At 33.2% G+C, this 25,438-nt stretch carries 16 protein-coding genes; 7 read left to right on the forward strand and 9 right to left on the reverse strand.

The window, feature by feature from the left end; genetic code table 11:
• Window positions 1-145: 145 nt before the first annotated feature.
• Window positions 146-2,446, reverse strand: a complete 2,301-nt coding sequence (locus tag G4D72_RS09020; RefSeq protein WP_166077353.1) for an NADP-dependent malic enzyme — start codon at window positions 2,444-2,446, stop codon at window positions 146-148.
• A 583-nt stretch (window positions 2,447-3,029) separates the two neighbouring features.
• Here G4D72_RS09020 and G4D72_RS09025 point away from each other — a divergent pair.
• Window positions 3,030-6,473 carry a T9SS type B sorting domain-containing protein gene (locus G4D72_RS09025; protein ID WP_166077354.1) on the forward strand — a complete coding sequence of 1,148 codons (3,444 nt, stop codon included), beginning with the start codon at window positions 3,030-3,032 and terminating at the stop codon, window positions 6,471-6,473.
• A gap of 17 nt (window positions 6,474-6,490) precedes the next feature.
• Window positions 6,491-7,375 (forward strand): PorP/SprF family type IX secretion system membrane protein, encoded by an 885-nt coding sequence (locus G4D72_RS09030; protein WP_166077355.1) that lies wholly within the window; start codon window positions 6,491-6,493, stop codon window positions 7,373-7,375.
• A gap of 301 nt (window positions 7,376-7,676) precedes the next feature.
• Here G4D72_RS09030 and G4D72_RS09035 read toward each other — a convergent pair whose 3' ends face one another.
• The 5 genes from G4D72_RS09035 to G4D72_RS09055 form a co-directional block, all read right to left on the reverse strand.
• Window positions 7,677-8,606, reverse strand: coding sequence for a carbohydrate kinase family protein (locus G4D72_RS09035; RefSeq protein ID WP_166077356.1), 930 nt, complete (start codon window positions 8,604-8,606; stop codon window positions 7,677-7,679).
• 1 nt (window position 8,607) lies between these two features.
• A complete protein-coding gene (locus G4D72_RS09040) occupies window positions 8,608-9,783 on the reverse strand; it encodes a glycoside hydrolase 100 family protein (RefSeq protein ID WP_166077357.1) in 1,176 nt (391 codons plus the stop codon).
• A complete protein-coding gene (locus G4D72_RS09045) occupies window positions 9,776-11,083 on the reverse strand; it encodes an MFS transporter (RefSeq protein ID WP_166077358.1) in 1,308 nt (435 codons plus the stop codon). Before G4D72_RS09045 ends, G4D72_RS09040 begins: the two co-directional genes overlap by 8 nt.
• Window positions 11,083-11,421: a glutaredoxin family protein gene (locus tag G4D72_RS09050; protein ID WP_166077359.1), complete on the reverse strand. Its 339-nt coding sequence runs from the start codon at window positions 11,419-11,421 to the stop codon at window positions 11,083-11,085. Before G4D72_RS09050 ends, G4D72_RS09045 begins: the two co-directional genes overlap by 1 nt.
• A gap of 84 nt (window positions 11,422-11,505) precedes the next feature.
• Complete coding sequence (locus G4D72_RS09055; protein WP_166077360.1) at window positions 11,506-14,145, reverse strand: TonB-dependent receptor; 2,640 nt, start codon at window positions 14,143-14,145, stop codon at window positions 11,506-11,508.
• A 166-nt stretch (window positions 14,146-14,311) separates the two neighbouring features.
• Between G4D72_RS09055 and G4D72_RS09060 the strand changes: the two genes are divergently transcribed.
• Complete coding sequence (locus G4D72_RS09060; RefSeq protein WP_166077361.1) at window positions 14,312-15,331, forward strand: LacI family DNA-binding transcriptional regulator; 1,020 nt, start codon at window positions 14,312-14,314, stop codon at window positions 15,329-15,331.
• A 7-nt stretch (window positions 15,332-15,338) separates the two neighbouring features.
• On the opposite strand, the gene ruvB is transcribed toward G4D72_RS09060, so the two are convergent.
• Window positions 15,339-16,361, reverse strand: a complete 1,023-nt coding sequence (ruvB, locus tag G4D72_RS09065; RefSeq protein WP_166077362.1) for a Holliday junction branch migration DNA helicase RuvB — start codon at window positions 16,359-16,361, stop codon at window positions 15,339-15,341.
• A gap of 666 nt (window positions 16,362-17,027) precedes the next feature.
• Here ruvB and G4D72_RS09070 point away from each other — a divergent pair.
• The 4 genes from G4D72_RS09070 to G4D72_RS09085 all read left to right on the forward strand — a co-directional run bounded on the left by G4D72_RS09070 (window position 17,028) and on the right by G4D72_RS09085 (window position 22,417).
• Window positions 17,028-17,354, forward strand: a complete 327-nt coding sequence (locus G4D72_RS09070; RefSeq protein ID WP_166077363.1) for a DUF4286 family protein — start codon at window positions 17,028-17,030, stop codon at window positions 17,352-17,354.
• Window positions 17,355-17,427: 73 nt separating this feature from the next.
• Window positions 17,428-18,204, forward strand: coding sequence for a 16S rRNA (adenine(1518)-N(6)/adenine(1519)-N(6))-dimethyltransferase RsmA (gene rsmA / locus G4D72_RS09075; protein WP_166077364.1), 777 nt, complete (start codon window positions 17,428-17,430; stop codon window positions 18,202-18,204).
• Window positions 18,194-19,546 (forward strand): magnesium transporter, encoded by a 1,353-nt coding sequence (gene mgtE / locus G4D72_RS09080; RefSeq protein ID WP_166077365.1) that lies wholly within the window; start codon window positions 18,194-18,196, stop codon window positions 19,544-19,546. Before rsmA ends, mgtE begins: the two co-directional genes overlap by 11 nt.
• A 15-nt stretch (window positions 19,547-19,561) precedes the next feature.
• Window positions 19,562-22,417, forward strand: a complete 2,856-nt coding sequence (locus G4D72_RS09085) for a DEAD/DEAH box helicase (protein ID WP_166077366.1) — start codon at window positions 19,562-19,564, stop codon at window positions 22,415-22,417.
• A 48-nt stretch (window positions 22,418-22,465) separates the two neighbouring features.
• Here the strand turns inward: G4D72_RS09085 and G4D72_RS09090 are convergent, their stop codons facing one another.
• Both G4D72_RS09090 and G4D72_RS09095 read right to left on the reverse strand, forming a co-directional pair.
• On the reverse strand, window positions 22,466-24,232 hold the full coding sequence (locus G4D72_RS09090) for a cytochrome c oxidase subunit I (protein WP_166077367.1): 1,767 nt from the start codon (window positions 24,230-24,232) through the stop codon (window positions 22,466-22,468).
• A 28-nt stretch (window positions 24,233-24,260) separates the two neighbouring features.
• On the reverse strand, window positions 24,261-25,421 hold the full coding sequence (locus G4D72_RS09095; protein WP_166077368.1) for a cytochrome c oxidase subunit II: 1,161 nt from the start codon (window positions 25,419-25,421) through the stop codon (window positions 24,261-24,263).
• Window positions 25,422-25,438: the final 17 nt, after the last annotated feature.

Raw genomic sequence — 25,438 nt, forward strand, 5'->3', positions numbered from 1 at the left:
TTTTTAATTTCTTAATTTCTTAAATCGTAAATCAATAATCGTAAATCAATAATCGTAAATCACTAATTACTTTTCGATTGTTATTTTTTATTTAGATGTGATTGATCGCATTTATATGTATTGTTAGATGCGATAAATCGCGTCTCTACTTTTTATTTTTTACTTTCAATTTGTTTTTTAATTTTTCTTGAGCATCTACTACAGCAACTGCTGCCATGTTTACCATTTCTTCTACACTTGCTCCCAATTGGAAAATATGCACTGGTTTTTCTAATCCCATCATAATCGGACCAATGGAAACCACTTTATCTAATTCTTTTAGCATCTTGTAAGTAATATTGGCAGCGTCTAAATTAGGAAATATTAGTGTATTTACTTTTCTATTCGCTAATTTAGAAAAAGGGAATTTACTTTTAAGCATATCAGAATTTAAAGCGAAGTCCGTTTGAATTTCACCATCCACAATTAATTCAGGATGATTTTCGTGTAAAATTTTAACTGCTTGTCTAACTTTAATAGCGCTTTCATGAGACGACGAACCAAAATTCGAAAACGAAATCATAGCAATTACAGGTTCAATACCAAATAATCGGGCTGTTTTTGCAGTCATCAAAGCAATTTTCGCCAATTCTTCAGCTGACGGATTTGGATTAATAGCTGTGTCTGATAAAAATATTGGACCACGCTTGGTATTCATAATATTTGTTGTAGCAATTCGGCTCACACCTTGTTGCTTATCGATTAACTCCATTACAGGTTTCACCACATTTGGGTAACTACGAGAATAACCCGTAACCATACAATCAGCATCGCCTGAGTTTACCATCATGGCTGCGAAATAATTTCTTTCACGCATCCATTTTTGCGCATCTAATAATGAAGTACCTCTGCGTTGCCTTGTAGACCAGAAGTATTGCGCGTATTTTTCTCTTGTTTTATCTTCTTCTTTTGACTTCGGATCGATAATTCGCAATTCTGCATCGAATCCAATTTCTTCTTTAAGTTCCTGAATGATTTCTAAATTTCCTAACAAAATAGGCACACCTATACCTTCTTCATGAACAATTTGTGCCGCTTTCAACACATCTAACTGGTCGGCTTCTGCGAAAACGATAGTTTTTGGTTGTGTTTTGGCCCTGTTTGAAAGTAGTTTTACAATTTTATTGTCGCCACCCAAACGTTCTTGTAACTCGTCGGCATATTTTTCCCAATCTGTAATTTCAACATCGGCCACACCGCTTTCCATTGCTGCTTTGGCAACTGCTGGAGAAATCGTAGAAATTAATCTTGGATCAAATGGTTTTGGAATGATATAATCTCTTCCAAAAACTAATTTCTTTTCGCCATATGCGATATTTACTTGTTCTGGAACTGGAGTTTTAGCTAATTCTGCTAAGGCTCTAACAGCAGCCATTTTCATAGCTTCGTTAATTTTTCGTGCTCTAACATCTAGCGCACCACGGAAAATATATGGAAATCCTAATACATTATTTACTTGGTTTGGATAATCCGAACGACCGGTTGCCATAATGATGTCTTCACGTGTATTAATGGCAACATTATAATCAATTTCTGGTTCTGGATTGGCCATAGCGAACACAATAGGATTGGCGGCCATAGACAATAACATTTCTGGTTTTAAAATACCACCAACAGATAAGCCCAAAAACATATCGGCATCTTTAATAATTTCCGATAACGGTGCTGGATTACAAGATTTGGCGTAACGCATTTGAAGTTCCGAAACGTCCTCTCTACAAGTAGTTAACAAACCATTTACATCGAACATGTATAAATTTTCAGGTTTCACACCTAATAAAACATACAAGTTGGCACAAGCTAAAGCGGCTGAACCCGCTCCTGAAACTACAATTTTAACTTTAGCAATATCTTTTTCGGCTAATTCAATAGCATTTAAAAGTGCTGCAGAAGAAATAATTGCGGTTCCGTGTTGGTCATCGTGCATGACAGGAATATTCAATTCTTCTACTAATCTTCTTTCAATTTCGAAAGATTCTGGAGCTTTGATATCTTCTAAATTAATTCCACCAAAAGTTGGCGCAATCGCTTTAACTGTTTCTACGAATTTATCAATATCCGTAGCATCTACTTCAATATCAAAAACGTCAATATCAGAGAATATTTTAAACAATAAAGCTTTTCCTTCCATTACAGGTTTAGAGGCTTCCGGACCAATATCGCCTAACCCTAAAACCGCAGTACCATTGGTAATTACAGCTACTAAATTTCCTTTAGCAGTATATTTATAAACATTATTAATATCCTTTGCAATTTCCAAACACGGCTCGGCTACGCCTGGCGAATAAGCCAAAGACAAATCTCGTTGGGTAGCATATTTTTTTGTTGGCACAACCTGAATTTTCCCAGGTGTTGGTTTGGCGTGATATAGTAAGGCTTCTCTTCTTTTATTATTACTTTTAGACATATATAATCATTTGCATCAACTTACAAAGATAAAATAAGCAATGAAATAACAATAAAGTTTAATTAAAAAGTTGTTATTCTTTTTAAATACAACTGTAAATATTTAATTATCAGTTATTTTTATATTAAACATAACAAATCTCGCCCATTGTGTTTAAATAGCTTTACATCTTTTAAGCTATTAAAAAAATTAACCTAACACACTTATTTGTTTTTTAAACCAAAAAAACAAAGAAAAAACATTTAATTAAAATTCAGAAAACAGCATTTTGTGTAATTCAGGGGTTTCCCCTTATTTGAAGGAACTTTAAAATTTATCAATTTTGTAAAAATAATGAAATTGAAAAGTAGCACAATACAATTTCTCATACTTTTTTCTTAGGACTTAAAAAACTTAAAAATAACATTATTAAGCATTAAAACTTCTCTTCCTATGACACAAATGAGCTTTTTCATGACATTTTTTTTTATGAAAACTAGCACTTAGAATAAATTTGAAAATAATTAATTAAACACAAACTAATAATCAACTAATGAAACAGAAAACTACCTATTGGTTAAAAAAAATACCAATAAAAACTGTTATGAAAACAGATTTTACTTCAAAAATTTATAGGAATATTACACTTTCTATACTAACTTTATTATTCGTTCAATTATCTAACGCACAAGTTTATACCGTTTCAAATTGTGCATATTCTCCAATTGTGGGAGGCGGAACGGCTCTACCATCAGGGGATGATATAATTTCAGGACTTGTCCCGATAGGATTTACTTTTCCATTTTATGGCACAAATTATACAGATTTGGTAATCTCCACCAATGGTTTTTTGAGTTTTGATCCAACAGCCAATCAAGGTTGTTGTACTGGTCAAATTTTACCCACTACTTTCACAAGAACTTTAATTTCATGGGCTTGGGACGATATGTTTACGGTGGGCTCTACTTTTAATTATTTCACTACTGGAGTGGCTCCAAATAGAATTTTTGTAGTGAATTACAACAATGTTGGTTTTTGTTGTAGTCCAGCAAATGAAGCAAGTGTTCAGATTCAATTGTATGAAACAACAGGTGAGATAAGAATGCTTTCAGCGAATAACAATCATGTTGGGAGAACTGCAACAATGGGTATTCAGGATAATTTAGTTGGAAGCACATCTGTTCCCGGAAGAAATTCAAGTTCATGGATATCTCCAGCAAATGAGTGTCTTTCATATTCTCCAGTACTAACTTCTCCAGAAATAAATGTATTGGGAAATTCAATTTCAATTGTAGATGGGGACATTACACCATCATTAGCTGATGGTACTGATTTCGGAGGGGTTTTAACCTGTTCAGGAACAATTTTGAAAACGTTTACTATTGAGAATACAGGGAATACAGATTTAACGTTTTCTACCCCAACTATTACAGGTGCTAATGCAAGTGATTTTACAGTAACCTTAGCTCCGACAAGCCCTGTTGCTGTTGCTGGTTCAACTACTTATCAAATAACGTTTGATCCATCGGCGAATGGTTTAAGAACTGCAACAATTTCTATTTCTAACAATGATAGTGATGAAAATCCTTATAATTTTGATATTCAAGGAATGGGGCAATCTGATGCTATTGCTCCATCAATTACGTGTCCTTCTAACATCTCTGTGAACAATACTGCTGGTTTATGTGGCGCAACCATCACTTATGCTATGCCAACAGCTACAGACAATTGTCCAGGAACAAACATAAGCACGCTTGAAAATGTACTTGCAAACATTAATACAAATTCTAATACAATTTTAGCAACAATTCCAAATCCTGTAGTGTTTGAAATGGACAATGGTTTAAATGGAAATGTTATCTTTGATGGATTTAGCGATATGTATGACGGGGGAAATATTTTAAACACCAATTTTGCATCAAATATACAATACTCTCAAAATAACATTGTTAATTCAAGTGCTTTTGGTAGTAGTGGAAGATATTTTACTAGTTATATTACTAATGGAACTACAGGATCTTTGAATCCATGTATGTTTATTTTAGCAGCAGATATTAATAACGTAAGCAATTTTAATACTACTGGAAATTTAGGAGCTGACGGAAATGGTTCAACAGATGCTAGTTCATTCTCAATTACAGTAAACGGAATTGGATACAATTGCTTTGTTAAACGTGTTTATAACGCTTTTGACCCTTCAATTAATCAGTTAATGATTGTTCCAACAAACCCTTCTGCGAGTCAGACTTTTGCTACAGATACCAATGATGGCTTACATAGCTTAAACAATATTAATGCATCTACAAGAATTTACTATCTATTGTATTCTGGTAATTCTGGAAGCTATATTAATGATGCACAGACACAAGCAATAGCTCAAGCATTTCTAAGCAATGCCGCACAGTCATCTGTTTTAATAACACAAACTACTGGTTTACCAAGCGGATCTGTATTTCCTATAGGAACAACTACAAATACTTTTGTAGCCACAGATCCATCAGGAAACTCAAGCAATTGTTCGTTTGATGTTGTTGTAACAGATACTCAATCGCCTACTGTAATTACTCAAAACATAACCGTTCAAGTAGACGCAACTGGAAATGCAACAATTACGGCTGCTCAAATTGATAATGGTTCAACTGATAATTGTAGTGTGGCTTCAGTTACTGTCTCACCAAATGCTTTTACTTGTGCTAATGTTGGCCCAAATACAGTGACTTTAACAGTAACGGATGTAAATGGAAATATAAGTACTGGAACGGCTACGGTAACTGTTCAAGATGCTATTCTTCCAACAGTAATAACTCAAAACATAACCGTTCAACTAGACGCAACTGGAAATGCAACAATTACAGCAGCTCAAATTGATAATGGTTCAACTGATAATTGTAGTGTGGCTTCAGTTACTGTCTCACCAAATACTTTTACTTGTGCTAATGTTGGCCCAAATACTGTGACTTTAACAGTAACGGATGCAAATGGAAACATGAGTACTGGAACGGCTACGGTAACGATTCAAGATACTGTTCTTCCAACAGTGATTACTCAAAACATAACCGTTCAATTGGACGCAACAGGAAATGCAACAATCACAGCTGCTCAAGTTGATAATGGCTCAACTGATAATTGTGGTATTGCTACAATTACTGTTTCACCAAATACTTTTACTTGTGCTAATGTTGGCCCAAATACAGTGACTTTAACAGTAACGGATGCAAATGGAAACACAAGTACTGGAACGGCTACGGTAACTGTTCAAGATACTGTTCTTCCAACAGTAATAACTCAAAACATAACAGTTCAATTAGATGCAACAGGTAATGCAACAATTACGGCTGCTCAGGTTAACAATGGTTCAACTGACAATTGTGGGATTGCTTCTTCATCATTAAATACCTTAAATTTTAATTGTAACAATGTTGGTCCTAATACTGTAATTCTTACTATTACTGATGTAAATGGAAATATAGGAACAGCAACAGCTATAGTTACCGTAACTAATAATTTCGGTGACAACGATACCGATGGAATTAGAGATAACTGTGATGACGATGATGACAATGATGGTGTTTTAGACACGTCTGATAATTGTGAATTGATTGCAAATAGCGATCAAGCAGATAATGACAATGATGGATTAGGAGATGTTTGTGATGACGATGATGATAATGATGGTTATACAGATACAACGGATAACTGCCCATTTATTTATAATCCTAATCAAGAAGATCGCGACAACGACGGTATTGGAGATGTATGTGATTTAATAGAAGTTAATGTTTCTGAAGCTATTACTCCTAATGGCGATGGTATTAACGATACTTGGATGATTTATAACATCGAAAACCACCCGAATAATACTGTTAGAGTATTTAACAGATGGGGTTCTGAAGTGTTTTTCGCAAGAGGTTATCAAAACAATTGGAATGGTGCCTATAAAAACAACAATCAACCATTACCAGATTCAGGTTCATATTATTATCAATTAGATTTAGACGGTAATGGAAGCATTGAAAAAGATGGTTGGATTTATATAACTCGTCAGTAATCATTAAAATAACAAAAATGAAATTTTTAAATAAAATATTTATAGCACTACTTCTTGTTGGTAGTAGTGCATTTGCCCAACAAGAAAGCATTTTTGCTTTTTATAGATATCAAATGAACATTGTAAATCCAGCTTATGTTGGTGTTGATAACAAAACTGTAATATCAAGTGGGGTTAGAGAACAATGGACTGGTATTGAAAATGCTCCTGAAACTCAAACTTTAGCTTTTGGAACCCCATTAGGGAAAAATACTGGACTTGGTATTTCTATGGTGAGTGACAAAACTTTTATTGAAAAACAAACCTTTTTAGGCCTTGACTTTTCATATAAATTAAAAGTTAGTGAAAACACTAATGTATACTTAGGAATTAAAGGTGGTGGAAACTTTTACAATGTTAATACGGCAGGACTTCAAACTTATAATATTATGAGTGATCCATCACTAAATTCAATAAGTTCATTCAACCCAAATATTGGAGTTGGTGGTTTAGTCAAATATAAAGATCTTTTCGTTTCGTTATCTGTTCCAAGAATGTTAAATACGGAAAGAGCTAAAAACAATGATGGTTATGCTGCTGTAGCAACAGACAAACCTCACATTTATTTGAGTTCAGGTTATGACATTCATTTTGATGACGCTAATCGTTACACACTAAAACCGTCATTCTTTCTGAGATATGTAAATGCTGCACCAATATCAATGGATTTTAACACCATGTTTAATTTTAATGACATCTTAGAGCTTGGAGGAACATACAGAACAGATAATACATTTGCAGGCTTAATTAATGTTAAGATTAATAATCGACTAATCATTGGATATGTTAACGAGACAAGTACGAAAACAAATCTTGCTAGGGCTAGAAACACTAGTGAATTTTTGTTAAGTTTCGAGTTTTAGACTTAAAAACATTAAATTTATTTCCCCAAAAGGCAATTGTTTTTTGGGGATTTTTATGTACAAGAAAGTTCAATTAAATTTTAAAAACCAATAACTGATTTTATAAATAGATAAAATCATTGGAAACGATAATTTAAAAATAACTAATTCCTATCTATTTTGATGAAACATCAAATTTACTAATAACACATCATAAAAAATTTATTTGTCACATTAATTAATTTTTAAAATATAGGAAGCTATAAAAAAAGCTGCAATATTGATTACAGCTCTTAACTAAAATATAAAAACACAACTAACTTTAAGTTTGAATAATTTGTTTGATATTAATGTTATCTGGTAATCTTCCTACATTTTGTAATTTGATTGTGGCTAATTTTTGTGCAATCGTTACACAATCTTCTAAGGATTTGTTTTCAATTTGTGCGTATAAAAAACCGGTCCAAAAGGCATCACCTGCGCCAGTCGTATCTTTAATTTCATCAATTTGAATAGCGGGTTGAAACAACAAACCTTCCTTTACATCGGAAACTACAACTCCATTTTTGCCTTTCGTAAGGCAAATTGTAGTAGCACCTAACTGATGAAAGTAATTAAAAATAAATTCTTCAGATTTCACTTCAGCAAATAATCGGTAACAATCGTCTTCGCTTAATTTTACTAGCGGATCATTGGCTAAATATTCTTTTAAAACTTGTTTGGCTTCTTCTCTATTGGGCCAAATTCGTTCCGAAAAATTAATATCAATACTCAATTTCAACCCTAATTCGGCTGCTTTTTTGGCTCGATTTAAAATTGTTTGACGGGCAGGATTTTTACTTAACGCAAAACAAGTAGTATGAAAAATCTTAGCGTCTGCTATTATTTCATCTGGTAACTGGGATTCAAAAATTTCACAATCTGCCTGACGATATGGAATAAAATCGGGAGTCTCTGTCGATTTCGAAACAAAAATTACAGAAGTGGGAGCTGTTTCTGCCATTCTGATATGTTTCACGTTCACTTCATTAGATTTTAATTTTCTAATTACATAATCGCCCAAACCATCTTGACCACACGAGGCGACCAAAACGGAATTCAATCCTAAACGAGAGGCATTTACTGCTACATTGGTTGGAGAGCCTCCTAAAAAGCGATGGTAATCTTTGGTTCTATTGATAGAGGTATTCACTTCATGACCAATAAAATCAATTAACACTTCACCTATACTTATGATATCTATCGTTTTCAACTTAAAATAGTAATTTAAAATTTTGATGTAAAGATTGTTCCAACAAAACACTTGCTCCTGCGCTCCAAGCACAAAAAGCTACTCCGTTAGGATCTTGTGTGTTGGTGTTGAAATTCTCATAAAATGAAAAATCAGCTACTGCATTAGCAGAATTGATTTTTTCTAAAACATTTAATGCATGTTCTTTTTGATTGGCGTTTAAAAAGGCTAGTCCAACAAAACCATTCACCATGGGCCAACTTCCACCATTATGAAACTCATAAGGGAAATTTCTGAATTCGTATTTACAATTATTTTTTAATAAATTCCAATGTTCGTCTTCAGGGAAAACCGGAGGCCAAAAAGCGGGAACCAGTCCTAATTTGGTTTCAGCAGCTACTTTTGAAGTATGATTCAAAATTTTCATCCTGGTTTCTCTTGTTCCTACTTCTAACAAAACAGCTAAAGCATTAGCAAAAGCATCGAATTGCGTTTTATAACCTGAAGGCGAAAAAGAACAAGGTAAATAGTCTTGAAAATGGATTTCTTGGTATGCTCGTTCATGGTATTTTTCTCCTTCTGAATTCGGTAAGAAATTGGTTTCTACTTGAGCGGTAATCGCCTCAATTTTTTTAGAAATTGATGCTAAATTCACAAAATGATTATAACTTTTTAACGCCCAAATGCGCAACAACTGATCGTATAAAACATAGCCATCGGTAATGTATTCATCGGCCCAATTTCCGGAAAGCGGCACATAAACTAAATGTTTGTTATTGAATTCCCATGCATTTAAAAGTTGTAAGGCTTTTTCAATATGTGTCTGATATTTACTTACGAATTCTGGCTGCTTTTGATGGTATGCAAATTGACAAATTCCGATTACAAACCAAGTTATAGCATCTACTCTTCCCGCTAAACCACCATAACTGACTTCATTTTTTTCATCTGAAAGTAAAACATTAGAAGGAATCGTTCCGATTTCATATTGATGATTGGCTAATGTTTCTAAAGTAGTTTTGAAAGTTGCGATTAGTTTTTCATCGGCGGAAGCCAAAGCAGCTAAACCACAAATTACACCATCTCTTGCCCATACCCTTTGGTAATTAGACGTGTTTTCGGCACTGGCTAAAAATCCGTTATTGGTGCTAACTTGATGAAGCAAATCGATAGCTTTATGATAAGAAACATTATTCATGGATCACTTTTTTACTTGAAATAGTTAAGGTGAAACCTGCTGCTAACACCAATAAAAAGCCTGCAAAAGAAATTGCAACTCGCGGATCGTTATGTAAAAAATGCTTCATAATGTAGCCGAAAGTGATAGTTTGAATAAACATTGGAATTACAATCATCATATTGATAATTCCCATATACACACCGTATCTTTCTTTTGGAATATTGTTGACAACCATTAAATAGGGAATTCCCATCATACTTGCCCAACCGATACCGAAACCTGTGATGGCTGGAAAAAGTAAGTATTTATTTTCTATATGAGGAAAAATTAAAAAACCAATTGCAGCTAGTAACAAACAAGTAAAATGCACCATTTTTGGCGAATATTTTTTAGCAAAATACACCAATCCGAAGGCACATAAAAAGGTAACAATATTGTACCAACCGTTTACTAAACCTGTCCAACCTACAGCCTCTTCATACAACTTACTGTTTTGTTGTGGTGTAGTATTCCAAACCGAAAGCGCGATACTTTTTGAAGAATTTTGCCAATAACAAAATAAAGCATACCATTGAAACAAATATACTACAGCCAATTGCCACATAACTTTCGGCATTTCTTTAATCGCCAAGAAAATATCTATAAAAGGCGTAAAAATATTTACTTTTTCAGATTGAATTTGTTGTAATTCTTCTTCAGTAGGCGGGATTTCTTTGGTAGTGTGTGAACTCCACCAAACCGAGCCAATCGAACAAATGGAACCCAAAATAAATGAGGCAAAAACCCATGTTGGTAATTTTCCTGTTGTACCAATAAAAATCATTGGAAAAACAAACAAAGAAACATTGGCTAAAGTTTGACCGAAACCAGTAAAAAAACTTTGTGCTTGAAAACCCAATGGCTGTTGTGATTCGTCTAATTTATCAGCTACAAAAGCTCTATAAGGTTCCATTGCGGTATTGTTTCCGGCATCTAAAATCCAAAGTAAACCAGCAGCCATCCATAACGAACTGCTAAAAGGAAATAAAAACAAGGCGATACTGCAAACGATGGCACCAATAAAAAAATATGGTTTTCTTCTTCCGCCCAATTTTGGCAACCAAGTTTTGTCACTCAAAGCACCAATTATAGGTTGCACTAACAAACCTGTTAAAGGTCCGGCTAAATTTAAAAGTGGTAATTCATCGGGACTAGCGCCTAAAAAATCATAAATAGGATTCACAGCGCTTTGTTGCAATCCAAAACTGTATTGAATGCCAAAAAAACCAACATTCATATTGATGATTTGCCAGAAACTTAATTTTGCTTTTGTAATCATTAGTTTTTTAATTTTTGTAAAAATTCTTCAAACACACCAGTATTGGTAAAGATCACTCCGTTTTTATCTACAACAGGAATGCCTAAATTTTGTGTACTGATATTCGCATTTTTAAGTTTTAGTAACATTTCTTTTAAAGCTTCTGGATTTTTATCGATATCAAAAAATTCAAAAGAAATTTTATTTTGAGTTAAAAAGGCTTTTGTATCGGTACAATGATGACATTCATCACTTCCATAGATAATTACTTTCTTTACTTCTGACTTTGTATTTTTTTGTTGGGCGTTCGCAGAAAACATTCCAAAAATCATAAACAATACACAAATTAATTTCTTCATTTTAATAATTTTTAAATTTAAAACAATTCCCATATCAGAATAAACTGATACAGGAATTGAATAAACAAAATATGAAACTTTTTTTTAGAATCTGTAAGCAATTGTTAACGCGCTTGTTCTACCTGTAATAGATCTTGCTCTAACGATATTGTTTGTGTTTTCTGTAATGCTTCCTTCTTCTACTTCAGTAATTCCAATAGTATCAAAAACGTTGTTTACGTTAACTGTAGCTGAAAGTCCTTTAGTTAACTCGAAACTTAGGAACGGATTCACGTAAGCATAACCTGGCATCACTAACTTATTATCATCTTGAGCATATGATTTCGTGGTACCAATTACACTGAAACCAAAATTATGCTGTTTGTTTGCCCCGAATTTGTATGTTGGCACTACGTTATAAATAAAATCAGCTTGACGTCTTGGTTTGTTGCCATTTAATGCTGGAGTGATTACATCGTCTGCAATTTCAGCTTTAGTATACGTTACACTTCCATTTACAGAAAAACTATTGATTTTATAATTTCCTTCTAATTCTAAACCGTAAGAATTGTATTTTCTTTGAATTTGTCTGATTCCACCATTTGCGCCACCAAAATCCCAGTTTTGTTCAGAAACATTAGCTAAGAAAGCTGTTGCAAAAATAGACGCGTTAGTTCCTCTTCTTTTGTAACCAAATTCTGCTTGGTTTACCATATCTGCACTTAAACCTGGAACGGCTGAACCATCATTTAAAATATTTGCACCAAATAACAAACGGTCTGCATTGGCTCTACCACCACGGCTGTATCTACCAAATAAAGATTGATTATCAGTTAATAAGTAATTTGCTCCGAAAGAGTAAGATACGTAATCATAATCGTAATTGATTGGTTTTCTGTTCGCATTGTCTACCACAGAAACACTAGCTTCTGGACCTTCAATTGTTCCGTTATTGTCTACATCTAAATTTGCAGATTGAGTTGCTCCAGCGTAAGTACCACGAGCTTTTCCTGAATCAAAACGCACACTGGCATCTACTGTTAATTTTTCATTAGCTTTTAACGAACCAGCTACATAAGGAGCAGTGATGTCGTACTTTGCATCGTAATTTCTTGTACAACAGTTCCCCCAAAATGGTACACCATAAGCATATAAACCGTTAACTGAATTAGAACCCGCATTTAATAAAGCTGCGTTTTCACCTTTAGCTTCTAATAAATATGAATTCCATAACCATGACATAGAAATATTTTGGAAAGCTTTGTAATATCCTAAGGTTAAGTCGAAATTACCAATTTTTTTAGTTAATTTCATATCATTTGTAAAGTTATTGAAGTCATTAATTTCTGTGTCGAAAGTATGAATTCTCATCACTAAGGCATTATTATCATAATTTTGACCTGCTTGAGGACCATTTGCATATGTTAAATTAGTTTCACCAAAACCTGCTGCGATTACACCAGCAGTTGTTACTTCGGCAGGGAAAGCAGAAACAAAACGTCCTTTATTATAATTTTGTCTGAATTTACTATCAATTTTCCAGTCGTTTCCTAAATCGAAAGATAAATCTCCACCGAAAGAAGTTGAAATTGGTCGCATTCCATCAGACATATTACTTCTTCTTCTTTCTCCATTTGCACCAATAGACAACATATCTTGAAAATAAGCACTGTGAGGTGTATCATGCAAAATATCGAAATTAGCTAATGAACTCCAGTTTGGATTGGCGTTAGTTCCTGAAACATTTACTGGCATTGGTAAATATCCGATAGATTTATCATTTAAATATTTGAAATATAATTTTGCATACCCTTTTTCAAATTCTTTAGTCATGTTTGCTTTAAATTGTCCACCAACATTTGCTGTATAACCTGCATTTCTTGGTCCTTCTCCTTGTCTGTAAAAACCACCTAAGTGAAAACGTAATGTTTCTGATATTGGCGAACCATATTCAAAATCTGTACGATTATTTCCATAATCTAAACCAACCGATTGCATTAAACTACCGCCTTCTTTTTTTCCATCTTTACTGATAAAGTTGATAATACCAGCAGGTGAATTACTTGTTAAAGTAGAAGAGGAACCTCCACGAATAGATTCTACTCTTTGTACCGTTTGATCGGCACGAACAAAAATATCTGCATTTCCGAAAGCTACGTCTCCAAATTGCATCACAGGCATTCCGTCTTCATGAATTTGTAAAAATTTTGCTCCACCAGAAGCTACTGGAATACCACGAACTGTAATGTTTGCATTCCCTTCACCACCAGTAGATTCTGACTTAATACCCGGAATTGATCGGAAAATTTCTGCAGTAGCTCTTGGGGCAGCTTGCTCAATTTGTATCCCTGATACTGAACTTACAGAAACACTAGATTGTAATTTTGAAGCTGATTTCACCACTCCGGTAACTACAATTTCATCAATATTAGAAGATTTTTCCTCTAGTTGAAAATCGGAAACCGTACTTCCTTTGATTTCAAGTTCCTTTTTTAAATCTGCAAATCCAGACATGGTAACTTTAATTGTTGTCAATCCGTTTGGTAAATCGGAAAGTAAATAACTTCCATCTTCGTTTGTAGAAGTCGATTTACTACCGTTAGAAACACTTGCGCCATTAACTGGCAAACCCTTTGAATCAGTTACTTTACCTGACAAAGAACCATTTTGAGCAAACGATTGATTGAATAGCAAAATCGCTATTAAAAAAATCGATTTCTTCAAAAAACTAGTAATTTTTTTCATTTTTGAATAATTATTTGATTAGTAATTTTAGTTGTTAATTACTTCGAATGTAAAAATTATAGTAACAAATTATTACGAAATTATTATCGAAAACGTTTTCGAAATTACCGAAAACGTTTTCGATTTAGAATTAGCATCATTTAGATTTTTTTAGCATATTTGTAATATGAAAGAAATTACGCTAAAACAAATTGCCGAAACATTAGGCATTTCAGTCACCACCGTGTCCAAAGCCTTGAAAGGTTATTCGGATGTGAATGAAAAAACCAGACAATCTGTTTTAGACCTCGCTTCCAGCCTACAATATACGCCAAATAGTTTTGCGGTGAACTTACGAACCAAGGAATCTAAAACTATTGGATTAGTCATTCCGGAAGTAGTTCATCATTTCTTTTCGAATGTAATTAAAGGGATTATTGAGGAAGCCGAGAAAAATGGCTACTTAGTAATTATTCTTCAATCTAATGAATCTTTAGAATTAGAAAAAAAGCAAATTGAATTGCTTATTAACAAACGTGTTGATGGCATTATTATTTCCCTTTCAAACGATGCGAATAATGAAATTTACCTACAACAAATTATAGATAGAGAAATTCCGTTTGTACAATTTGATAAAATTTCGAAATTAATTCCGAGTTCAAAAGTCATTATTAATGATCAAAAAGCTGCTTATCAAGCTGTAAAGCATTTGATTGATAAAGGTTGTAAAAAAATTGCACATATTAGAGGCCCGATAAATCCACAAAATGCAATAGACCGATTTTTAGGTTATAAAAAAGCTTTAGAAGACCACAACATTACATTTGATTCTAGTTTAGTGTATCCCTGCAAACATGTAACCTTTGAAGAAGGCAAAGAATTTGCTGCAAGAATACTAGCTGACCACAAAGATGTAGATGGCATTTTTGTGATTACAGATATGGTTGCGGTTGGCGTTTTGGCTCATTTTAATGAACATCAAATAAAAGTACCTGAACAAATAAAAATTATTGGTTTTAGTAATTGGTTTATGTCGCAAGTGATTACACCAAAATTGAGCACGGTGGATCAACCCAGCTTTGAAATGGGCGAACAAGCCTTTAAATTACTTTTAGAAGAAATGCATGCTCGCAAAGAATTTTTACCTTTTACACCTAGAACTATAGAACTAGATACCAGCATAATTGAAAGAGAATCTACTTTTTAGCATTCAACTAAAATAATTCTCCCTGATTAAAACCTTTAATTCTACCTAAATGTTTATACGCTTTTTCGGTTGCTTCACGACCACGAGGTGTTCGCATTAAAAAGCCTTCTTGAATTAAAAATGGTTCGTAGACTTCTTCAATCGTTTCTCCGTTTTCTGAAACCGCTGTGGCTAATGTAGTTAAACCAACTGGGCCACCTTTGAATTTATCAATTAAAGTAGTTAATATTTTATTATCCATTTCGTCTAAACCATTCGCATCCACATTTAATGCTTTTAGGGCATAACGAGCAATTTCGATATCAATTCTTCCGTTACCTTTAATTTGGGCGAAATCTCGAACACGACGCAATAATGCATTGGCGATACGAGGTGTTCCTCTACTTCTTCCAGCAATTTCTATGGCGGCTTCTAAATCGATTGGTACATTTAAAATTCCGGAACTTCTTTCTATGATTGTAGCTAATAATTCGGTGTTATAATAATGCAAACGACTTTGAATTCCGAAACGTGCGCGCATTGGAGCCGTTAACAATCCAGAACGCGTTGTAGCACCGACTAAAGTAAATGGATTTAAGTTGATTTGAACCGTTCTTGCGTTGGGGCCAGATTCAATCATGATATCGATTTTATAATCTTCCATGGCAGAATACAAATATTCTTCCACGATAGGTGACAAACGGTGAATTTCGTCAATAAACAACACATCACGTTCCTCTAAATTAGTTAACAAACCCGCTAAATCTCCAGGTTTATCTAAAACAGGACCAGATGTAATTTTGATTCCCACACCCAACTCGTTCGCTAAAATACTGGCTAAAGTTGTTTTTCCTAATCCGGGAGGACCATGAAAAAGAGCATGATCTAACGCTTCGCCACGTTGATTGGCAGCAGCAACAAATATTTTCAAATTTTCAAGCACGTGATCTTGTCCGGCGAAATCGTCGAAACTTAAAGGTCGCAATGCTTTTTCGATATCTATTTCTTGAGGTGTAAAACGCTCTTTGTTGGGATCTAAATGTTCATTCATGTTACAAATATAATATTAAGTTGGGAGTTGGGAGTTGGGAGTTGGGAGTTTTTTTATCTAAACACAGATTTCACAGATTATCATAAATTTATTTCACGCAGATTAGAAGGATTTTTTTGAAATTGTTGTTGCGTTTTGAGCTTGTTTAACCATATAAGTCATATATAATTTTTAAACACGGATTAGAGAAATTAGTAAAATTGTAGAAATCTTTTAATTATGATTTGGTTCGCGAGTAACGGCGCTTCGCTTAACATAGCGCATATAAGTTTGGCATGCAGATTTTTAAACACAGATTAGAGAAATTAGTAAAATTGTAGAAATCTTTTAATTATGATTTGGTTCGCGAGTAACGGCGCTTCGCTTAACATAGCGCATATAAGTTTGGCATGCAGATTTTTAAACACGGATTTAAGAAATTTCTAAAATTTTACAAATTTCTCCAATCCGTGTTGTGGGTTTTGAGTTAAAAGTTTTGTGATTGAAATAGGGTTTCTTGCGTGAGGGATTGCAGTGGAGCTCTTTTTTGTTCCGTTTTTATCGGGACAAAAAAAGCGGGAACGGAAAGCCCGACCCGAAGGGGCACGCCCAAATTAATAATAATTGAATTGTAGCATTGCTATTGTCATTGATATTAAAAAAGTATCTTTGTAAAAAATTAAGCACATGATTATTTATAATGTTACCATAAATATTGACGATAGCGCACACGACCAATGGTTAAATTGGTTAAAAACCAAACATATTGGAGAAGTTTTAGCAACAGGATGTTTTTACAAAGCGAAACTTTCTAAAGTTTTAGTGGAAGAAGAAATGGGCGGCACCACCTATTCTGTTCAATATTCGGCGGAAAGCCATGAAAAACTTCAAGAATATTACAAAACGTATGCACCAAAATTAAGAGAAGAAGGCTTGCGTTTGTTTGGCGATAAAATGCTAGCTTTTAGAACAGAATTAGAAGTGATTAACGAATTTTTTAGCAACGAAAACTAAATAGATTTACGAATTTCGATCTTAGATTTACGATTTGGGATTTACGAAGTTTAAAAATAAAAAATAAAAACATATGTCAGTTAAAGCCAAAAAACATTTAGGTCAGCATTTTCTTACCGATGAAAATATTGCACAACAGATCGCTGATTCTTTAATTGGCTCTAACTATAACAAAGTTTTGGAAATTGGTCCAGGAATGGGTGTGTTAACCAAATACTTGTTGGAGAAACCTTACGAAACATTTGTGGCTGAAATTGATACCGAATCGGTTGACTATTTGAAAGCACATTATTTGAAACTGACAAATAATATTTTTGGGTTAGACTTTTTACGACATGATTGGGCAACTGCATTTAAAAAAGAGCAATTTGCGATTATTGGCAATTTCCCATATAATATTTCTACTCAAATAGTATTTAAAACTATAGAATTACGAGAGTTTGTCCCAGAATTTTCTGGTATGTTTCAAAAAGAAGTAGCTGAACGTATTTGTAGTAAAAAAGGCAGCAAAGTGTACGGAATTTTATCGGTTTTGGCACAGGCTTTTTATGAGGTTGAATATTTATTTACAGTTCCGCCAACCGTATTTAATCCGCCACCAAAAGTAGATTCTGGTGTGATGCGAATGATTCGAAAAGAGCACTACGAATTACCTTGTGATGAAAAACTATTATTTAAAGTGGTGAAAACGGCTTTTCAGCAAAGAAGAAAAACCTTACGAAACAGTTTAAAAAGTTTAAATTTATCTGAAAAATTACAAGAAGATACTATCTTTGCACAACGACCAGAACAATTGTCAGTAGAAGAATTCATTGACTTAACTCAAAAAATAGCTGCCGATGGAATTTAAAATCAGTAAAGAACTTATCACGCAAATAGAAACTTTAGTACAACAAAATAATATTGTTGAATTAGAGAGCATTTTGCATGAAATTCACTTTGCTGATATCGCGGAAATTATGAATGACTTGGACACTTCCGAAGCCATTTATATTTTCAACTTATTAGATTCTGAAATTACAGCAGAAATATTATTAGAATTAGACGATGAAGTTCGTGAAAATATTTTACGAAGTTTATCAGCCAAAGAAATTGCAGAAGAGCTTGACGAATTAGATACGGATGATGCGGCGGATATTATTGCCGAATTACCACAATCGAAAAAAGCGCAAGTAATTTCTGAATTAGAAGATGTTGAGCACGCCAAAGACATTGTTGATCTTTTACGTTATGATGAAAATACCGCTGGTGGTATTATGGCGAAAGAATTAGTAAAAGTCAACGAAAACTGGAACGTATTAACTTGCGTAAAAGAAATGCGTCATCAGGCAGAAAATGTAACAAGAGTTCACTCGATTTATGTAGTGGATGACGAAGACCGTTTGAAAGGCCGTTTGTCGTTGAAAGATTTATTGACGACTTCTACAAAAACTCAAATTAGCGATATTTACATTAAGAAAGTGGACTACGTTCGTGTCGAAACTAAAGATGTAGAGGTGGCTAGAATCATGCAAAAATATGACTTGGAAGCGATACCTGTTATTGACGAGTTAGACCGTTTGGTGGGAAGAGTTACGATTGATGACATTATTGATATTATAAAAGAAGAAGCCGATAAAGATTATCAGTTAGCAGCCGGTATCTCGCAAGATGTAGAAGCGGATGATAGCATTTTAGAATTAACCAAAGCGCGTTTGCCATGGTTGGTTTTGGCGTTATTTGGTGGATTCATCTCTGTAAAAGTTTTAGGGATTTTTGAACCGATGATGAACAGCCACAGAATGTTGTTGTTTTTTACGCCTTTAATTGCAGCTATGGCTGGAAATGTAGGTGTACAATCGAGTGCGATTGTGGTACAAGGTTTGGCGAATAACTCGCTAACAGGAAGTTTATGGAACCGATTGTTGAAAGAATTATCGTTAAGTTTGTTAAACGGAAGCATTTTAGCGGTTATTTTAATACTTGGCACACATTTCTTGCTTGGATATGAATTCATTATTGGCATCACAGTTTCTATAGCTTTATTGAGTGTCATTGTAGTTGCCTCATTAATTGGAACTTTTATTCCGATAATCTTAGACAAATACGGCATTGACCCAGCATTAGCAACTGGCCCATTTATTACTACCAGTAATGATATTTTGGGAATCATCATTTACTTCTCTATTGCTAGATTGGTGTTAGGAATTTAAGTTTATGTTTTGGTAATGGATTATTTTTTTATTCTTGATTTTTCTTACCATCAAGAACTTAAAGCTTATTTACCTTCGCTGTATATCAATCATTCCGAAGAATTCAGATATATAGAAAAAAAAGCCACACCCGAAGTTCTACAACATTTTGGATTAGAACTGAAGCAAACTAGTAAGGAATCCTCTCGGATTTTTGAAATTGTAACACTTTTACAACCCGAAAAACTTCTAGAACGATTTAATAAGAAAGTCAAAAAAGGATTTTTCTTGGAAGATAAATCGTTAGCTGCTTTTTATTTTCAATATTTAGATGATCGCATTTATGAATTACTAATATTGGCCAAAGCACAACACATTCAGTTGACGTTAAACTTATATCAAGAGAAAGATTTTACTTCAAAAAAGATCAGTTATTCGGAAAAAACATTCGATGTAAGTTTATATTTCAACAAAAAAGAAGATGGTTTATCGTATAAATTATATTTACAATATGAAAATGAAACTATTGTTCCTTGTGAAGTAGAAATTCATTTACTTACGAACACTACTTCATGGTTTGTTTTAAATGCTGAATTAGTGCTTTTAAAAAACATCAACACGAATAAATTAAAACCCTTCTTACATAAAACTACTGTAGAAGTTCCGCAACGTATTTTAGCTTCTTATTTTAACACCTTTATTAAAGATATTGTCCAAAAGGTAGCCATACAAACTGATGGATTTGAAGTGAAACACCAAAACACACTTACAAGTTGCACTATAAAAACTGCTATAGATATTTTTAAAGATCAGCCGTATTTGTATTTAGAATTTGGATATCGAGATAAAGTGTTTAGTTCTGAAGAAAAAAAACAAAAGCAGGTTTCTATAGATTTTGAAAACAATGAAATACTTGTTACCCTTACAACACGCAACACTACTGAAGAAGCTAAAAAAATTGCACAATTAGAAGAATTTAATTTGATTAGTTCAAATAAGGAAAGATGGCTATCAAAAACAGCTACTACTTCTTTATATCATTATTTAGAAAACCACAAAATAGCTTTAGAAAACCTTCAATTTAAAGTAGCTGATTTTTACATTGGACAGAAAAAAATAAATATAGCAACTACAACTATTCATACAGAAATTGCAGAACAAAAAGATTGGTTTGATGTAAGAATGATTGTCACTATTGGAACATTTACAATTCCATTTGCACAATTTGTTCCTTATATAAAAAACAAAAGAAAGATATTTGAATTACCAGATGCAACGGTTTTTATCATTCCAAATGAATGGTTTAGCAAATACAATTCACTTGTAAATCATTTATCTATTCAAGAAAACGCCACACTTTTACCAAAAACAAAAATCGCGTTATTAGAAAATGTAGATTATATTGTTCAGAAACAAAAACATCTTCCATTAGCAAGTACAATTAAAGCTACTTTAAGACCTTATCAGGAAAAAGGAGTAAATTGGTTAATAGAGTTATATCAAAACGGATACGGTGCTTGCTTAGCAGACGACATGGGTTTAGGAAAAACCATACAGGTATTAAGTTATTTAGCAACCATACAAGAAAATAATTTATTAGAAGCTGACAAAAATGAAGAAATAATTACAGATTTATTTACTACAACTGAACCCAATAAAACTAAATTAAAAGCTTTAATAGTAGCACCAAAATCATTATTATTTAATTGGTATCAAGAAAGTAAAAAGTTTACACCATTTTTTCATTGCATTACTTATTTTGGAACATCAAGGAAAACAATTTTAAACCGACTTAAAAACTACGATTTGGTTTTTACCACTTACGGAACTCTCAATAAAGATGTAAAAGAATTATGTAAAATAAATTTTAATTTTATTATTGTTGATGAAAGCCAGAATATAAAAAACAAAGATTCTATAACTTATAAAAACCTTGAATCTATTACGGCACAACAAAAAATTGTATTGAGTGGAACTCCAATAGAAAATTCATTGTCTGATGTTTGGTCGCAAATGCAATTAATTAATAAAGATATTTTAGGTAACTATTCCTATTTCAAGAAAAACTATTTAGATCCGATTGAAAAAAAACAAGATGAAAACACATTAATTGAACTTAAGAAAATACTTAGTCCATTTATTTTACGAAGAACTAAAGAAGAAGTATTAAGTGAATTGCCAGAAAAATCAGAACAAATAATATATTGTGAGATGAGTACAGATCAGGCAAAGGAGTACGAAAAAGAAAAATCTAAAGCTAGAAATTCCTTATTATCTATAGATAAAAACAAACCAGATCATATTCAAATTTTAAAATCATTACTAAGATTACGTCAATGGAGCAATCATCCAAAATTAATAGATGAAAATTCTACTATTGTTTCGGGTAAATTTGAAGCAATTACTACTAAGATTAAAAATTTAGTAACCAACCAAAAAAAAGTGTTAATTTTTAGTTCGTTTGTAAAACATATTGCCATTTATGAAAACTGGTGCCTAGAAAATAAGATTAAATTTCAAACCTTAACGGGTAAAACACAAAAAGAAGCTAGAGAGCAGCTAGTTTATACCTTTCAAAACAAAGAGGAACCCTATGTGTTTTTTATTTCATTAAAAGCTGGAGAAACAGGCTTAAACTTAACACAAGCTAGTTATGTATTATTTCTAGACCCTTGGTGGAATCCATACAAAGAAAACCAAGCTTTATCAAGAGCACATAGAATGGGACAGAAAGAAAAAGTCACTGTACTACGATATATTACTAAAGATACGATTGAAGAAAAGATTATAACTTTACAGGAGAAGAAAAAAATAGTAGGAAATTCTATTTTTGATATTGACGTAGAAATAACAAACGAAATATTTAATAATATTGAAATTTTAATTCAATAGTTGTAATATAAAAAAAGTCCCAATTTACATTGGGACTTTTTTTATATTTTAGTGATGTAACTCCACTTCACCTTCTTTCATTGGTGTAGTTTGTGGTACAAAATCTTCATCATGACCTGGTTTGCTGTAGTCATATGGCCAACGGTGTACTGTAGGTAATTCACCAGGCCAGTTACCGTGAATATGTTCTACTGGAGCTGTCCACTCTAAAGTAGTAGAACGCCATGGATTCATTGGAGCTTTCTTACCTTTGAAAATACTGTAGAAGAAATTCCAGAAGAAAACTAATTGGAAAGCTGCTCCTACTAAAGCAAACATAGTAATTAAAACGTTAGTATCTGCTAACTCATCAAATAATGGAAAGTTAGAGTTGGTATAATATCTTCTTGGTAAACCTGCCATTCCAATAAAGTGCATTGGGAAGAAAACCCCGTAAGCACAAACAGCTGTTACCCAAAAGTGAATGTAACCTTGTGTCTTGTTCATCATTCTTCCGAACATTCTTGGGAACCAGTGATACACACCAGCAAAGAAACCATATAAGGCTGAAATACCCATTACTAAATGGAAGTGTGCTACTACGAAATACGTATCATGCACATTAATATCCAAAGTACTATCACCTAAAATGATACCAGTTAAACCTCCTGTGATGAAAGTAGAAACTAAACCAATTGAGAATAACATACCTGGGTTTAACTGTAAGTTTCCTTTCCAAAGTGTAGTAATGTAGTTAAACGCTTTTACAGCAGAAGGAATTGCAATTAATAATGTTGTAAATGTAAATACAGAACCTAAAAATGGATTCATACCTGAGATAAACATGTGGTGACCCCATACGATTGTAGATAAGAACGCAATCGCAATAATAGATGCAATCATGGCTCTGTAACCAAAAATTGGTTTTCTCGAGTTAGTTGCAATCACTTCAGAAGTAATTCCTAAGGCTGGTAATAATACAATATATACTTCAGGGTGACCTAAGAACCAGAATAAATGCTCGAATAAAACTGGAGAACCACCTTGGTAATGTAACACTTCTCCTTTGATAAAAATATCAGATAAGTAGAAAGAAGTACCAAAACTTCTATCGAAGATTAGCAATAATGCAGCAGAAAATAATACTGGGAATGAAATAACTCCAATAATAGCAGTAATAAAGAAAGCCCAAACAGTTAAAGGTAATCTTGTCATCGTCATACCATTTGTTCTAAGATTGATAACAGTTACGATATAATTTAGAGAACCCATTAATGAAGAGGCAATGAAAATAGCCATTGATACTAACCATAAAGTCATTCCCATACCTGAACCTGGAATAGCTTCTTCTAATGCAGAAAGCGGAGGATAAATCGTCCAACCCGCTGATGCTGGACCAGATTCTACGAATAATGAAGCAATCATTACTACACAAGAAACAAAGAACAACCAAAATGATAACATGTTCATGAATCCGGACGCCATATCTCGTGCACCAATTTGTAACGGAATTAGTAAGTTACTAAACGTACCTGACAAACCTGCAGTTAATACAAAGAATACCATGATAGTTCCGTGAATAGTTACTAAAGCTAAGTAAATATCATTTCTCATAACTCCACCTGGAGCCATTTTTTCACCTAAGAAAATTTTAAAAACTTCAAAAGATTCTTCAGGCCAAGCAATTTGCATTCTGAAAAATAAGGATAAAGCTACCCCTATAATTCCCATTAATAAACCTGAAATTAGGTACTGCTTAGCAATCATTTTATGGTCAATACTAAAAATATATTTAGTAATGAAAGTTTCTTTATGATGACCGTGATCGTGTGACATAATAAGTATATTATTTTTGAATCTTAATTTATTTTTTTGCTGTTACCTGTGCTAAAGTTTTTGTAGAATCAACAACAACATTTGTAGCATCTGGAGTCGTTGCTGGATCTACTTTAGGAGCATTGGCCTCTTTGATAACTGCTGATAATGTTTTTTGAGAGGCTAACCATTTTTTGTAATCTGCTTCAGATTCTACTATAATCTTTAATTGCATATTGTAATGAGATGCACCACAAATTTTGTTACATAATAATAAGTAATCAAAAGTGTATGGCTCTAAAGCTGGTTTTCCTTCAGCAATTAATTTTTGAGATTTTTTAGCTCTAATTTTATTTATACCATCAACTTTCTTCATCATCATGTCTGTAGCACGCATGTCGGCAGTTGTAATAGTAGGAACGAAAGCAAACTCAGTTACCATACCTGGAACACAGTTCATTTGTGCTCTAAAGTGAGGCATGTAAGCAGAGTGTAAAACGTCTTGTGAACGCATTCTGAAATGAATTTTCTTACCAACTGGTAAGTGAATTTCAGCAACAACTTTATCATCTTGTGAAGCAGCATCAGCCATATCAACACCTAAAGTATTTACATCTTTAATATATCGTACATTAGCTTTTCCAAGGGTATTATCTTCACCTGAATAACGAGCTTCCCAACCAAATTGTTTAGCATATAGTTCAATATTGATTACTTCTTCATCTTCATCAACATACATAATTTGATTCCAAGTGTATAAGCCATAAAGAATTAGTACTGCCAAAACGATAACTGGAATGATTGTCCAGATTGCTTCTAACTTATTGTTATCTGCAAAATATAAAGCTTTTTGACCTTCTTTACCTCTATATTTAAAAGCAAAATAGTGTAATAAAAACTGAGTAAATGTTTGTACAATGAAAATAATAACAAATGAAATATTCATTAAGTTATCATAATCCTTACCATGCTCTGAAGCAGGTGTATCTAACACAAAACTACCACATTTTACAAAGGAAATAATTGTTACAATGTATATAAATGCTACAAAGGCAAACATTAAATATCCATTTATATTGTTGTCTCTGTCATTAGCAATACCAGAGTCATCTCTTTTGGTACCTATTTGAGTTAGACTATATATCTTAGATAATTGCCAAGCTGCAATACCTAATAAAACTATGATTAAAAGTATCAATAAACCGTTCATTTGTTTATTTCGTTAAT

The sequence above is a fragment of the Flavobacterium difficile genome, from assembly GCF_011392115.1.
GTDB classification, from domain to species: domain Bacteria; phylum Bacteroidota; class Bacteroidia; order Flavobacteriales; family Flavobacteriaceae; genus Flavobacterium; species Flavobacterium difficile.